The sequence below is a fragment of the Streptomyces odontomachicola genome, assembly GCF_039605595.1.
Taxonomy (GTDB): domain Bacteria; phylum Actinomycetota; class Actinomycetes; order Streptomycetales; family Streptomycetaceae; genus Streptomyces.
Genome location: NZ_JBCFOK010000033.1, coordinates 1 through 13,730, shown reverse-complemented (window position 1 = coordinate 13,730; position 13,730 = coordinate 1). Strand labels below are relative to the sequence as shown.

Sequence of the window (13,730 nt, the reverse complement as noted above, 5' to 3'; positions counted from 1 at the left end):
GAGGAGAGTGCGTCATCTCTGGCTCCAGCAGTCCGCCGGCGGCGTCCGCGCCGCCCGCGGTCGAACTCCGCGGCATCACCAAGCGGTTCCCCGGTGTCGTGGCCAACCACGACATCGACATCGCCGTGCGCGGCGGCACCGTGCACGCCCTCGTCGGCGAGAACGGCGCGGGCAAGTCGACCCTGATGAAGATCCTGTACGGGATGCAGCGGCCCGACGAGGGCAGCATCTCGGTCGCCGGCGAACAGGCCGTGCTGCACAGCCCCGCCGACGCCATCGCGCGCGGCATCGGCATGGTGCACCAGCACTTCATGCTCGCCGACAACCTGACCGTGCTGGAGAACACCGTGCTCGGCGCGGAGGCCCTGCACGGCATCGGGGCGCGCGCCCGCCGCCGCATCGCCGAGCTCTCGGACACGTACGGGCTCGGCATCAGGCCGGACGCGATGGTCGAGGACCTGGGCGTCGCGGACCGGCAGCGGGTGGAGATCCTCAAGGTGCTCTACCGCGGCGCGCGCACGCTGATCCTCGACGAGCCCACCGCCGTCCTCGTGCCGCAGGAGGTCGACGCGCTCTTCGCCAACCTGCGGGAGCTGACGGCCGAGGGCCTGACCGTGCTGTTCATCTCGCACAAGCTGGCCGAGGTGCTGTCGGTCGCGGACGAGATCACCGTCATCCGGAGGGGAACGACGGTGGCCACCGTGAAGCCGGAGGAGACCAGCACCCGGCAGCTCGCCGAGCTGATGGTGGGCAGCGAACTCCCCACTCCCGAGCTGCGCGAATCAACCGTGACCGAGAACGCGGTCGTACGCGTCGAGGGCCTGACCCTCACCGACGACGACCCCGAGCACGGCTCCCGTACGGTGCTGGACGGCATCGGCTTCACCATCCGCGAGGGCGAGGTGCTGGGCCTCGCGGGCGTGGAGGGCAACGGGCAGACCGAGCTCATCGAGGCGCTGATCGGCACGCGGCAGCCGGACTCCGGGACGGTCACGCTGGGTGGGGAGGACATCTCCTCGTACCCCACCCGGAGGCGCCGCGAGGCCGGCGTCGGCTACATCCCCGAGGACCGGCACCGGCACGGCCTGCTGCTGGAGGCCCCGCTGTGGGAGAACCGCATCCTGGGGCATGTCACCGAGGAGCCCAACACCCGTAAGGGGAAGGGCTTTCTGGGGCTCGGGGGCTTCCTGCTGGATCTGAAGGCCGCGCGCGCGGACACCGAGCGGATCGTCGCCGAGTACGACGTCCGTACCCCGAACATCGAGGTCACGGCCGCCAGCCTCTCCGGCGGGAACCAGCAGAAGCTGATCGTGGGCCGGGAGATGAGCCACGGCCCCCGGTTCCTGATCGCCGCGCACCCCACCCGGGGCGTGGACGTGGGGGCCCAGGCGCAGATCTGGGAGCAGATACGGGTGGCCAGGCGGGAGGGTCTCGCGGTGCTGCTGATCTCCGCCGACCTGGACGAACTCATCGGCCTCTCCGACACGTTGCGGGTCATCTACAACGGACGGCTGGTGGCCGATGCGGACCCTGCGACGGTCACCCCGGAGGAGCTGGGCTCCGCGATGACGGGTGCGGCGAGCGGGCATCTGGAGGCGCCTGACCAGGGCGGATCGCCCGGAGCTCAAGAGGGCGGGGAGCAGTGAAGAAGCCTGCGAAGTTCGACAGGGAGCGGCTGATCCTCGCCGCCGGCGGCCCCGTGCTCGCCATCGCCGTCGCCGTCGTGCTCACCTCGGTGGTGCTGCTCGCCTCGGGCCGCAGCCCGGTCGAGCCGTACACGCTGATGATCCAGTACGCGGCGAACGCCGACATCCAGGTGCTGATCATCAACCAGGCGACCACGTACTACCTGGCGGCGCTCGCGGTGGCCGTCGGCTTCCGGATGAACCTGTTCAACATCGGCGTGGACGGCCAGTACCGGCTCGCCGCGATGCTGGCCGCCGTGGTCGGCGCCTCGGTCAGCCTGCCCGCGCCGCTGCACGTCGGGCTGATCATGCTGATCGCGATGCTCGCCGGCGCCTTCTGGGCCGGGATCGCGGGGCTGTTGAAGGTGACCCGCGGGGTCAGCGAGGTCGTCTCCACGATCATGCTGAACTCCATCGCCACCAGCGTCGTCGCGTACATGATCCTGCCCGCGCAGTTCGGCGAGCAGCGCGGCAACAACCTGACCACCGGACAGATCCCGTCCTCCGGATGGTTCCCGGGCATCAACACCGGTCCCGGCGGGACCATTTACGGCTTCATCGTGATCGCCGCGCTCTGCGGCGTCCTGTACTGGCTGGTGCTCGGCCGCACCCGCTTCGGCTTCGACCTGCGGGCCACCGGCGCCAGCCAGAGCGCGGCGGCGGCCAGCGGCGTGGACGCCAAGCGGATGGTGTTCACCAGCATGGTGATCTCCGGCGCTGTCGCCGGGCTCGCGGGCATGCCGGTGCTGCTCGGCGACGCGCACACCTACAGCCTCGACTTTCCGGCCGGGATCGGCTTCACCGGCATCACCATCGCGCTGCTCGGCCGCAACCACCCGGTCGGCATCGCACTCGGCGCGCTGCTGATCGCGTTCCTGGACAAGGCCTCGGCGACGCTCGACTTCAACGGGTACGAGAAGGAGATCGCCACCATCATGCAGGGCCTCATCGTGATCGCCGTGGTGGTCAGCTACGAGTCCGTACGCCGCTACGGGCTGCGCCGCCAGCAGCAGCGGGTGGGCGAGGAACTGGCGGCGGCGGAAGCCGAGTTCGGCGCTTCCGCCGACGGATCCGGTACGGGGACGAAGGGGGCCTCCGCATGAGCGCCGTCACCGACAGCCAGGCGGCGGCTCCCTCACCGGCACCGAAGCCCGCGCGGCGCACCGGCCGCCGCAGGTTCACCCTCGCGCAGGCGATGGTGGCCGCCGCTGGCGTGCTCGTGCTGTTCTCGGTGGTCCGGATGATCACCGGCGCCGAGGGGATCACCTCGACGGGGCAGGTCTCCACCGCGCTCCAACTGGCCGTGCCCATCGGCCTGGCGGGACTCGGCGGCGTCTGGGCCGAGCGGTCCGGCGTGATCAACATCGGGCTCGAGGGGATGATGATCCTCGGTAGCTGGACCGGTGCCTGGGCCGCCGTGCAGTGGGGCCCGTGGACCGGTGTGCTGGCCGGGATCGTGGGCGGCGCGCTGGGCGGGCTCGTCCACGCGATCGCCACCGTGACCTTCGGCGTCAACCACATCGTGTCCGGCGTGGCCATCAACGTCCTCGCCGTGGGCGTCACCCGCTACCTCTCCAGCTTCACCTTCGCCCACATGCCGGGCGGCACCGTGAAGCAGTCGCCGACCATCGCGGACATCGACTCCATCACCGTGCCGGGGCTCTCCCCCTGGCTGGACGAACTCAACGGGAAACACTGGTTCCTGGTCTCCGACCTGGCCGGCTTCCTGGGCGGGCTGATCACCAACCTGTCGCTGCTCACCGTGGTCGCGGTGGCCCTGGTGCCGCTGAGCTGGTGGGTGCTGCGCGGGACCTCGTTCGGGCTGCGGCTGCGCTCCTGCGGGGAGAACCCGGTGGCCGCCGAGACCCTCGGCGTGAACGTCTACCGCTACAAGTACCTGGCCGTGCTGATCTCCGGGGGCTGCGCGGGGCTCGGCGGCGCCTTCATCGCCATGGTCGCCTCGAACATCTACCAGGAGGGCCAGACCGGGGGCCGCGGCTACATCGGCCTGGCCGCCATGATCTTCGGCAACTGGACGCCCGGCGGCATGGCGATGGGCGCGGGCCTCTTCGGCTACACCGACAGCCTCAACCTGCGCGGCGGCGGCCAGAACGTGCACGCGCTGCTCCTGCTCCTCGCGATCCTGCTGGCGCTGGCCGTGCTGTGGTGCCTCTACCGGCGCACCTACCTCACCGCGCTGGCCGCCGGAATCGCGGGTGCCGGGCTGCTCGTGTGGTACCTGTCCGTGAACGAGGTGCCCAGCCAGTTCGTGACCGCCGCGCCGTACGTGGCGACGCTGCTGGTGCTGGCACTCTCCGCACAGCGCCTTCGGATGCCGAAGGCCGACGGACTGCAGTACCGGAAGGGCGAGGGCGCATGACGCAGGATTCCGCAGACGGCGATGTGTGGGAGGCGCTGCGGTCGGCGGCCAGGGAGGCGATGCGGCGGGCGTACGCGCCGTACTCCCACTTCCCCGTGGGCGCCGCCGCGCTGGCCGACGACGGGCGCGTCCTCACCGGCTGCAACGTGGAGAACGCGGCGTACGGGGTGGCCCTGTGCGCCGAGTGCGGTCTGGTGTCCGCGCTGCACGACACGGGCGGCGGGCGGCTCACCCACTTCACCTGCGCCGACCGCAACGGCGAGGTGCTGATGCCGTGCGGCCGCTGCCGCCAGCTCCTGTGGGAACACGGCGGCCCCGGGCTGCTGATGGACACCCCGGCCGGCGTCCTCAAGCTGGCCGACCTGCTGCCGCAGGCGTTCGGCCCCGAGGACTTGGCACGCTGAGCCGCCGCTGCACGTTCCCCCTTCACCCCCATTCCCGATCCGTGAGGAGCCGTTCGCCATGGCCATGGACGCCATTTCCGTCATCCGTACGAAGCGGGACGGCGGGACGCTGACGGACGAGCAGATCGACTGGGTCATCGACGCGTACACCCGCGGCGAAGTGGCCGACGAGCAGATGTCGGCGCTGGCGATGGCGATCCTGCTGCGCGGCATGTCGCGCACGGAGACCGCCCGCTGGACCTCCGCGATGATCGCCTCGGGCGAGCGGATGGACTTCTCGCCGCTCTCCCGGCCCACCGCCGACAAGCACTCCACGGGCGGCGTCGGCGACAAGATCACGCTGCCGCTGGCCCCGCTGGTCGCGGCGTGCGGCGCCGCCGTACCGCAGCTCTCGGGCCGCGGCCTCGGCCACACCGGCGGCACCCTCGACAAGCTGGAGGCCGTCCCGGGCTGGCGCGCCTCGCTCGGCAACGACGAGATGATGGAGATCCTCGACTCGGTCGGCGCGGTGGTCTGCGCGGCGGGCTCGGGGCTCGCCCCCGCCGACAAGAAGCTCTACGCGCTGCGCGATGTGACCGGCACCGTCGAGTCCATCCCGCTGATCGCCGCCTCGATCATGAGCAAGAAGATCGCCGAGGGCACGGGCTCGCTGGTGCTGGACGTGAAGACCGGTTCCGGCGCCTTCATGAAGGACCAGAAGGACGCGCGCGAACTCGCCTCCACGATGGTCGAGTTGGGCAACGACCAGGGTGTACGGACGACGGCGCTGCTCACCGACATGTCCACCCCGCTCGGCCTGACGGCCGGCAACGCGCTGGAGGTGCGCGAGTCCGTCGAGGTCCTGGCGGGCGGCGGCCCCTCCGACGTCGTCGAGCTGACCCTCGCGCTGGCCCGCGAGATGCTGGACGCCGCGGGCCTGTCCGACGCCGACCCCGCGAAGGCGCTCTCCGACGGCAGCGCGATGGACCACTGGCGGCGCATGATCGCGGCGCAGGGCGGCGACCCGGATGCGGAGCTCCCCGTGGCCCGCGAGCGCCAGGTGGTCCCCGCGCCTTCCTCGGGCACCCTGACCCGCCTCGACGCATACGCCGTGGGCCTCGCGGCCTGGCGCCTGGGCGCGGGCCGCGCGCGCAAGGAGGACCCGGTGCAGGCGGGCGCGGGCGTGGAACTCCACGCAAAGCCAGGCGACTACGTAAAGGAGGGCGAGCCCCTGCTGACCCTCCACACGGACACCCCGGCCTCTTTCCCGTACGCAGAGGAGGCGCTGACCGACGCGATCTCCTTGACCCCCGGCGCGGTGGACTACGAACGCCCGTCGATCATCCTGGACCGCATCAGCTGAGGAGGGAATTCACTTACGGGTGAACGCGATGAGTGGCCCCTTCGCGGACTTGTTCGGCATGCTGGGATCGGTGACGTTCCAGCTAAGGAGACCGCCATGAGCGCACTCAGCGTCGACCACACGTCTGGCCACAGCGACGAGTGGGACGAGGCCGTCCGTCTCTGGGAGGAGACGGACGCCCCCGAGGGCTGCAAGGTGGAGATCATCGAGGGGATCGTCACCGTGTCGCCACCGCCCGCCAACAATCACAACGAGATTGCCGAGCTGGTCCATCGCCGTCTGTACTCGGTAACTCCGGAACACTGGGGCGTCTACCAGACCCTGGGCGTTGCCATCCCCTCCCGCACCAGCCTCTTTATGCCCGACCTCACGGTCGTAGCCCGCGAAGTGGTGCGCGCAGACGGCCGTGGCAACTATGTCCCGGCTGCGGCGACCGAGCTCGTCGTCGAGGTGACCTCCCGGTCGAACGCGAACCAGGACCGGATCGTCAAGGCCGGGCTGTATGCCTGGGCCCGTGCGCCGCTCTACCTCTTGGTCGACCGCTTTTCGCCCGGGGGCCCCACCGCCACCCTTTACGGAGAGCCCAGGCGTGACCTCTACCGCGTGCTCAGCACCGTGAAGTTCGGCGAGGAGCTCCACCTGCCCAAGCCTTTCGAGCTCACCCTCGACACCTCGGTCTGGCCCACGGACTAACGCAAGGCCTCGCCGCCCCCTCCCACCACCCAGGTGTGGGCGTGCGTTCCGCTAGGGGCGGAACGGGCGGGCACACCGGAACCGCAAGCCGCGAGGCCCACCCACTCCGCACCCGCGCAGGCGCACACAAGGGCCGCCCAACCCCGCGGGGTTGGGCGGCCCTTAAAGCGAAGCGTTACGCAGCCGCGCGCCGCGCCACCACCGCCTTCCGCGAGGCGTACAGCGTCACGCCGGCCGCCAGCACCATGGACAGCAGGGTCAGCGCGACCGTCGCCGCCCAGCCCCCGCCGGCAAAGGCCGCCGCGCCCAGCGCGCCGCCCACGGACGAGCCCACGTAATAGGCCATCTGGTAAAGGGCCTGAGCCTGCGCCCGCCCCTCAGTCGCCGTACTGCTCACCGAGCCGGACGCGACCGAGTGCCCCGCGAAGAAGCCCGCGGTGATCAGCACCAGGCCGCCGGCCACCGCGACGACGGAGTCGGCGAGGCTCAGCAGGAGCCCGGCGGACACCGTCCCGATGCCCAGGTAGAGCGTCCCGCGCCGCCCGAGCCGGGCGTTCAGCCGCCCAGCCGTGGACGAGGACACCGTGCCCACGAGGTAGATCACGAAGATCGAACCGACCAGCCCCTGCGAGAGGTTGAACGGCTCCTCCACCAGCCGATAGCCGATCACCGTGTAGACCGCGCCGAACACGCTCATGAACAGCAGCCCGATCGCGTACAGCCGCAGCAGCAGCGGATTGCGCAGATGCATGCCCGCCGTACGCAGCAACTGCCCCGCACTCACCCGCGCGGGCGTGAAGTTGCGCGCCCGCGGCACCAGCATCAGGAACGCGATCATGCACAGCAGCGAGGTGAAGGCCACCGCGCCGAGCCCGGCGCGCCAGCCCCATGCCTCCGTCACCCAGCCGGTGAGGATCCGCCCGCTCATGCCGCCCACGCTGTTGCCCGCGACGAACAGCCCGGTCGCGCCGACCAGATGGCGCGCCCGCACCTCGTCGGCGAGGAAGGCCATCGCCGAGGCCGGTACGCCCGCGATCGCCGCGCCCTGCAGCGTACGCAGCGCGATCAGCGAACCCAGGTTCGGCGCGAACGGGATGACGAGCGCGAGCAGCACCGCCACCGCCATCGACACGCTCAGCATGCGGCGCCGCCCGAAGCGCTCGGAGAGCCCGGAGAGCGGCAGCACCGCGACGGCCAGGCCGATGGTGGACCCGGAGACGGTCCAGCTCGCCTGGTCGGGGGTGGCCCCCAGCTCGCGGGAGATCTCGGGGAGCAGCGCCTGCGTGGAGTAGAGCAGCGCGAAGGTCGCCAGGCCCGCGGCGAACAGCGCCAGACGCATACGCCCGTGCCCGGGGTCACCGGGGCTGAGCTTGTGCGCGTCGGAGGGCGGGCCGGAAGGGAGAGAGGGCGCAGAGGCGGCGTCCACCGCGGTGGACGCCTTGGTATCAGCAGGAGGCATGTCTACGAACCTACGAATGGCAGGTTCATGCGTCCAATGCACAAAGCGTCGGCTACCGTTCCACTCACGCATCACCGCAGTTGAGGACGGCCCATGTCATCACCGCGCAACGAAAAAGACACTTCCGTCACACCGCGCGCAGCAGGTCGGGAGCGCGGCGGGAGCGGCAGGAGCACGGCCCGCCGGAACCGCGCCGCGCAGCAGCCAGCGCCCGAGCCCGCCGCCCCCGGCGAGTGGGCGGCCCAACTCACCCCGCGGCTGGCCCAGTTCGTGGCCGTGGCCCGGCACGAGCACGTGACACGCGCCGCGCGCGAACTCGGCGTCCCCCAGTCCACCCTGAGCCGCGCCCTCACCCGCCTGGAGACCGACCTCGGGGTGACCCTGTTCGCGCGGCACGGCCGCACCCTGTCGCTCACCCCGGCGGGCCGCACCTTCCTCACCGCCGCCGAGCGCGCGCTGTCCGCCGTGGAACAGGCCGCCGAATCCGTACGCGCCGACACCGACCCCGCCAGCGGCAAGGTCGCCTTCGGCTTCCTGCACACACTCGGCTGGGAGACCGTGCCCAGCCTGCTGCGCGAGTTCCGCGCCGAGCACCCGCGGGTCCGCTTCTCCCTCGTGCAGAACTACGGCCAGGCGATGCTGGACAAGCTCCGCGCCGGCGAGCTGGACCTGTGCCTGACCTCGCCCGTTCCCGACGCGCCCGATCTGGTCGCGCGCCGCCTCGACGAGCAGCGGCTGCGCCTGGTCGTACCCGACGACCACCCGCTCGCGGCCCGCAAGCGCATCAGGCTCGCCGAGGCCGCCGACGAGTCCTTCGTGACGCTGGAGCGCGGCTACGGGATGCGGCGCATCCTGGACGACCTGTGCGCGCAGGCCGGGTTCAAGCCGCGCATCGCCTTCGAGGGCGAGGAGGCGGAGACGGCACGCGGCCTGGTCGCGGCGGGCCTCGGCGTCGCGCTGCTGCCGCCGCCGGTGATCACCCGCCCCGGCGTACGGGAGCTGACCGTCACCGCGCCGCGCGCGGTCCGCGAGATCGGGCTCGCCTGGCGCGCCGGACAGCCGGAGACGCCGCCGGTCGCGGCCTTCAAGCAGTTCCTGCTGGGCCGGCGCGGCAAGCTGCTGTCCTTCTGAGACGGGTCACGAACTCCCGCCCCGCGACCGGGGCTTGGCCCGTACGTGCATCCGCTCGCCCTGCGCGCCGAACAGGCTCAGCAGCTCCACCGGCCGGTCGCCCGCCGCGCCGAACCAGTGCGGCAGCCGCGTGTCGAACTCCGCCGCCTCGCCCGCCTCCAGCACCAGATCGTGTTCGGCCAGCACCAGCCGCAGCCGCCCGTCCAGCACGTACATCCACTCGTAGCCCTCGTGCGTACGCGGCTCCGGCTCGCCCGCGTGCGGCGGCAGCACCATCTTGTACGCCTGGAGCCCGCCCGGCCTGCGGGTCAGCGGCACCACCGTTCTGCCCTGGACCGTGCGCGGGGCCAGCCGCACCCGCGGATCGCCCGTCTCCGGCGCTCCCACCAGCTCGTCCAGCGCGACGCGGTGCGCCCGCGCGATGGGCAGCAGGAGCTCGAGCGAGGGCCGCCGCCCGCCGGACTCCAGCCGCGAGAGCGTGCTCTTGGAGATCCCGGTCGTCTCGGAGAGCGCCGCGAGCGTCACGCCGCGCTCCGTACGGATCCGCTTCAGCCGCGGGCCCACGCCCTCCAGCACGCCCGCCACCGACCGCGCCCGCTCTTCGTCCTCAGCCATGCCTCCATCTGACGCCGGACGTCCCGGAAACGGCAACGTTCGTTGCTGTAACCGGTACGGAGGCGCACGATGCGGAGGACCCCCGGCCGAAGGAGACGAGGAGCAGGCGATGAGCGGACACGCACACGGTCACGGACACGGGCACGGGCACGCACACGGACACGGCTCCGACCTGGACTGGGAGGCCATGGCCGAGCACCTGGAACGCGAGGCGGCGCTGCACGAGGAGGCCACAGGGGAGACGCTCGCCTGGCTGCGCGGGCACCTGCTGGAGAGCGGCTGCGGGGGAGAGGCGGTACGCCGCGTACTGGACGTCGGCGCCGGGCCCGGCGTGGTCACCGCCCAGCTCGCGCGCGCCTTCCCGGCCGCGCGGGTGGTGGCGTACGACGGCGAGGCCGCGCTGCTGGAGCGGGCTCGCGCCCGCGCCGCCTCGCTCGGCCTCGCCGACCGCGTCGGCACCGAGCAGGCCGACCTCGACGAGGGCTTCGGCGCGCTCGGCGAGGGGGAGGCCGACCTCGTCTGGAGCCGGCGCGTGGTGCACCACCTCGGCGACCAGCAGGCCGCGCTCGACGGACTGGCGCGCGCCCTGCGCCCCGGCGGCCTGCTGGCGCTGTCCGAGGGCGGCCTCGGCCCGCGCTTCCTGCCGCGCGACATCGGTACGGGCCGGCCCGGGCTCCAGGAGCGGCTGGACGCGGCGCAGACGGAGTGGTTCACCGCGATGCGGGAGTCGCTGCCGGGGCATGTGGCGGTCACCGAGGACTGGCCCGCGATGCTTGTTGCCGCGGGCCTGGAGCACGTGGAGACCCGCACCTTCCTCACGGAACTCCGGCCCCCGCTGCGGGATGACGCCCGGGCCCACGTGCAGGCCCACTTGACCCGCTCCCGCGAAAGCCTTTCCGACTCCCTGTCGCCAGAGGACCGCGAGACCTTGGACGCCCTGCTGACCCCGGGGACCCCGGCGTACATCGGGACCCGCCAGGACACGTTCTACTTGTCAGCGACGACAGTCCACGTGGCCCGAGCCTGACCCCCAATTAGCTGTGGGCAATCGTTCCGCAGGGGCGGAACGGGTGGGCACAGCGGACGTAAGCCCCGGCACCCGCCCAGCCCCGCACCCAACGGGGGCCCGGGGCGAAGCCCCGAATCGCACCCCGGGGCGCAGCCCCGAAGCGCCGCGGGCTCAGGGCCGCAAGGACCTCCCGAAGCCCTCGGCGAGCGGCATCCGCAAGCCCAGCGGCGGCGGCGCAGCCATCGCATCGACAACGGGCCGCGCGAAGTCCCGCCCACACAACACGCCCCCCACGAAGTCCCGCCCCAGCGCCACCACTTCGGCCCGCCGCTGCCGCAGCCCGTGCCCGTCGGTGTGCACCTCGAAGCGGCACACATCCGCGTTCACCTTCTTCGCCCGCTCCGCCAGCCGATAGGACAGCTCCGGATCGGTCCGCACATCATCCGTACCGTGCACGATCAGCACCCGCCGCCCGGTGAGCTGCCGCACCGGCTCCTCGTCCACGCCCGCAGCCGGCAGCAGCGGCCCGAGCCCCAGCACCCCGGCCACCGCCGGATGCCCCGCGGCCCGCAGCGCCGCCCGCGCCCCCATGTCGACCCCGGCCAGACACACCGGCACATCCCCGTACCGCCGCACGACCTCGTCCAGCGCCCACTCGGCGTCCCGTACGGGATCGGCCGCGGCGTCGTTCCACCCGCGACAGCGGTACCGCACCACGTGGCCCACCAGCACCTCGTCGGTGGCCCCCGCCACCAGCCGGCGCGCCAGCGTCAGCGCCCGCACCCCCGCGCCCGGCGCGGGCCGCCGCGCGCTGCGCTCCACCCCGCCGCCCGGCAGCAGCAACAGCACGGCGCCAGGTGCTCCTTCGGCCTCGGCGGCACCCGTACGCCGCCCCAGTCTCGCCACCCGGGTCTGGTCACGCCCGGATTCCGGCAACGCTCGCTGAGCCATGGCAGAACCATGGCAGAAGCGGAGGTGTACGGACCGTTCGGGGGGATCACCATTACGTATCGAAGCGCTCCGGCTACGGGTCAAGTGGGGCCCCGCGTACCGCAGTTGACGCAGAAGGCGACCGGGACGCGCGCGGTCCCCTCGCCGCCCGTTGCGTCTACGCGCGTAGGCGCTACAGTACCGAGATGACGAGCGAGACCACCATCACCGTCCCGACGCCGGAACACATCCGGCGGGCTCCGAAGGTCCTCCTCCACGATCACCTCGACGGAGGACTCCGCCCCGGCACCATCGTCGAACTCGCCCGCGAGAGCGGTTACGACGCCCTTCCCGAGCACGACGCGGACCGCCTGGAGACGTGGTTCCGCGAGTCGGCCGACTCCGGGTCGCTGGAGCGCTACCTGGAGACGTTCACCCACACCGTCGGCGTCATGCAGACCCGCGACGCGCTCTTCCGGGTCGCCGCCGAGTGCGCCGAGGACCTCGCCGCCGACGGCGTGGTCTACGCCGAGGTGCGGTACGCGCCCGAGCAGCACCTGGAGGGCGGCCTCACCCTGGAGCAGGTCGTCGAGGCCGTCTCCGAGGGCTTCCGCGAGGGCGAGCGCCGTGCCCGGGCCGACGGCAACCGCATCCGGGTGGGCTCCCTGCTCACCGCGATGCGGCACGCGGCGCGCGCCCTGGAGATCGCCGAACTCGCCAACCGCTACCGCGACGTCGGCGTCGTCGGCTTCGACATCGCCGGCGCCGAGGCGGGCCACCCGCCCACCCGGCACCTGGACGCGTTCGAGTACCTGAAGCGGGAGAACAACCACTTCACCATCCACGCTGGCGAGGCCTTCGGGCTTCCCTCGATCTGGCAGGCGCTCCAGTGGTGCGGCGCCGACCGGCTCGGCCACGGCGTGCGGATCGTCGACGACATGAAGGTCGCCGACGACGGCAGCGTGAAGCTCGGCCGCCTCGCCTCGTACGTGCGGGACAAGCGCATCCCGCTGGAGCTGTGCCCGAGCTCCAACCTCCAGACCGGCGCGGCCACTTCGTACGCGGAACACCCCATCGGCCTTCTGCGCCGGCTGCATTTCCGCGCCACGGTGAACACCGACAACCGCCTTATGAGCGGTACGACGATGAGCCTGGAATTCGAGCGTCTTGTGGAGACATTCCGCTATACGCTCGATGACATGCAATGGTTCACCGTCAATGCGATGAAGTCCGCCTTCATTCCTTTTGATGAACGTCTCGCCATGATCAACGAGGTCATCAAGCCTGGTTACGCGGCTTTGCGCTCGGAGTGGCTGTTCGGCGAGGCCCCTTCGCGCTAGTCGCTGACCAGCGGCTTCGCCGAGGGAAATGGGCGACCGTCCGCCCCGGGAAAGGCTCGTGTGCGGCGCTTTCCCGGGGTTACGCCGCCGACTCTCGGACGCGTCGCGGTGTTTGCCGGTTATCCAAATACGTGGCTACGTTCGCCGGGCTGCTCAACCCACATCCACGAGGACGTAGTTACTGATGAAGCAGGGAACCAAGAAGAGCCTCGGTGTCGCCGCCCTCGGCGCCGCCTTCGTCGCCGCCGGCACCGGTGTCGCCTCGGCCGACACCGCAGAGACCGTCGGCACCCTCGCCGACACCACCGCCGGTGCCGTGGAGGGCGCCCCGGTCGAGTCCCTCGCCGAGGGCCTGCCCACCGGATCCCCCGAGCTGGCCGGCGAGGCGCAGGACCTCACCGCCGGTGCGGCGCGCGATCTGCCGGACACCACGGACCGCCTGCTCGATGAGAAGGACTCCGCGCTGGGCGGGGAGCAGCAGAAGCCCGGCCCGGCCAAGAAGCTGCTCGGCGGCCTGCCGGTGGCCGGCGACGCGGGCAGCCTGGCCGGCGGCGCGGCCGACGAGCTCGGCGGCGGCGCACTGAAGGACGCCCCGGGCGCGGTGAACCCGCTCGGCTGAGACGCCCCTGCCGCTACGTACCGGAACGGCGGCCCCGCGCCCAGTGCACGGGGGCCCGGCCGCCCGTGGGCCCGTGTGGGGGGCGCGCCAAGCGGGCCCAGCCGGAGCGGGGCGCCCCGCCAC

The 13,730-nt window shown here is 72.1% G+C and carries 13 protein-coding genes; 10 read left to right on the top strand and 3 right to left on the bottom strand.

The window, feature by feature from the left end:
- The first annotated feature begins 14 nt into the window (after window positions 1–14).
- The 6 genes from ABEE00_RS35045 (at window position 15) to ABEE00_RS35020 (ending at window position 6,504) form a co-directional block, all read left to right on the top strand.
- Window positions 15–1,646, top strand: coding sequence for an ABC transporter ATP-binding protein (locus ABEE00_RS35045; protein ID WP_345749887.1), 1,632 nt, complete (start codon window positions 15–17; stop codon window positions 1,644–1,646).
- Window positions 1,643–2,788 (top strand): ABC transporter permease, encoded by a 1,146-nt coding sequence (locus ABEE00_RS35040; protein WP_345749860.1) that lies wholly within the window; start codon window positions 1,643–1,645, stop codon window positions 2,786–2,788. The genes ABEE00_RS35045 and ABEE00_RS35040 overlap by 4 nt, the downstream gene beginning before the upstream one ends.
- Window positions 2,785–4,065, top strand: coding sequence for an ABC transporter permease (locus tag ABEE00_RS35035; RefSeq protein ID WP_345749859.1), 1,281 nt, complete (start codon window positions 2,785–2,787; stop codon window positions 4,063–4,065). The genes ABEE00_RS35040 and ABEE00_RS35035 overlap by 4 nt, the downstream gene beginning before the upstream one ends.
- The gene (locus ABEE00_RS35030) at window positions 4,062–4,469 is read left to right on the top strand and encodes a cytidine deaminase (RefSeq protein ID WP_345749858.1); all 408 of its coding nucleotides are present in this window, start codon (window positions 4,062–4,064) and stop codon (window positions 4,467–4,469) included. The genes ABEE00_RS35035 and ABEE00_RS35030 overlap by 4 nt, the downstream gene beginning before the upstream one ends.
- Before the next feature lie 64 nt (window positions 4,470–4,533).
- Window positions 4,534–5,811 (top strand): thymidine phosphorylase, encoded by a 1,278-nt coding sequence (locus ABEE00_RS35025; protein ID WP_345749886.1) that lies wholly within the window; start codon window positions 4,534–4,536, stop codon window positions 5,809–5,811.
- Window positions 5,812–5,907: 96 nt separating this feature from the next.
- Complete coding sequence (locus ABEE00_RS35020) at window positions 5,908–6,504, top strand: Uma2 family endonuclease (protein ID WP_345749857.1); 597 nt, start codon at window positions 5,908–5,910, stop codon at window positions 6,502–6,504.
- A gap of 175 nt (window positions 6,505–6,679) precedes the next feature.
- Here ABEE00_RS35020 and ABEE00_RS35015 read toward each other — a convergent pair whose 3' ends face one another.
- The gene (locus tag ABEE00_RS35015; protein WP_345749856.1) at window positions 6,680–7,963 is read right to left on the bottom strand and encodes an MFS transporter; all 1,284 of its coding nucleotides are present in this window, start codon (window positions 7,961–7,963) and stop codon (window positions 6,680–6,682) included.
- A gap of 93 nt (window positions 7,964–8,056) precedes the next feature.
- Here ABEE00_RS35015 and ABEE00_RS35010 point away from each other — a divergent pair, with 93 nt between their 5' ends.
- On the top strand, window positions 8,057–9,094 hold the full coding sequence (locus ABEE00_RS35010) for a LysR family transcriptional regulator (RefSeq protein WP_345749855.1): 1,038 nt from the start codon (window positions 8,057–8,059) through the stop codon (window positions 9,092–9,094).
- 6 nt (window positions 9,095–9,100) lie between these two features.
- Here ABEE00_RS35010 and ABEE00_RS35005 read toward each other — a convergent pair whose 3' ends face one another.
- Complete coding sequence (locus tag ABEE00_RS35005; protein WP_345749854.1) at window positions 9,101–9,709, bottom strand: helix-turn-helix domain-containing protein; 609 nt, start codon at window positions 9,707–9,709, stop codon at window positions 9,101–9,103.
- Window positions 9,710–9,818: 109 nt separating this feature from the next.
- On the opposite strand from ABEE00_RS35005, the gene ABEE00_RS35000 reads away from it, so the two are divergent.
- Window positions 9,819–10,736 carry a class I SAM-dependent methyltransferase gene (locus ABEE00_RS35000; RefSeq protein WP_345749853.1) on the top strand — a complete coding sequence of 306 codons (918 nt, stop codon included), beginning with the start codon at window positions 9,819–9,821 and terminating at the stop codon, window positions 10,734–10,736.
- A 153-nt stretch (window positions 10,737–10,889) separates the two neighbouring features.
- Here ABEE00_RS35000 and ABEE00_RS34995 read toward each other — a convergent pair whose 3' ends face one another.
- Complete coding sequence (locus ABEE00_RS34995; RefSeq protein ID WP_345749852.1) at window positions 10,890–11,669, bottom strand: alpha/beta hydrolase; 780 nt, start codon at window positions 11,667–11,669, stop codon at window positions 10,890–10,892.
- Window positions 11,670–11,854: 185 nt separating this feature from the next.
- On the opposite strand from ABEE00_RS34995, the gene ABEE00_RS34990 reads away from it, so the two are divergent.
- A complete protein-coding gene (locus ABEE00_RS34990; protein WP_345749851.1) occupies window positions 11,855–12,988 on the top strand; it encodes an adenosine deaminase in 1,134 nt (377 codons plus the stop codon).
- Window positions 12,989–13,172: 184 nt separating this feature from the next.
- A complete protein-coding gene (locus ABEE00_RS34985) occupies window positions 13,173–13,607 on the top strand; it encodes an ATP-binding protein (protein WP_345749850.1) in 435 nt (144 codons plus the stop codon).
- The last annotated feature ends 123 nt before the right edge of the window (window positions 13,608–13,730 follow it).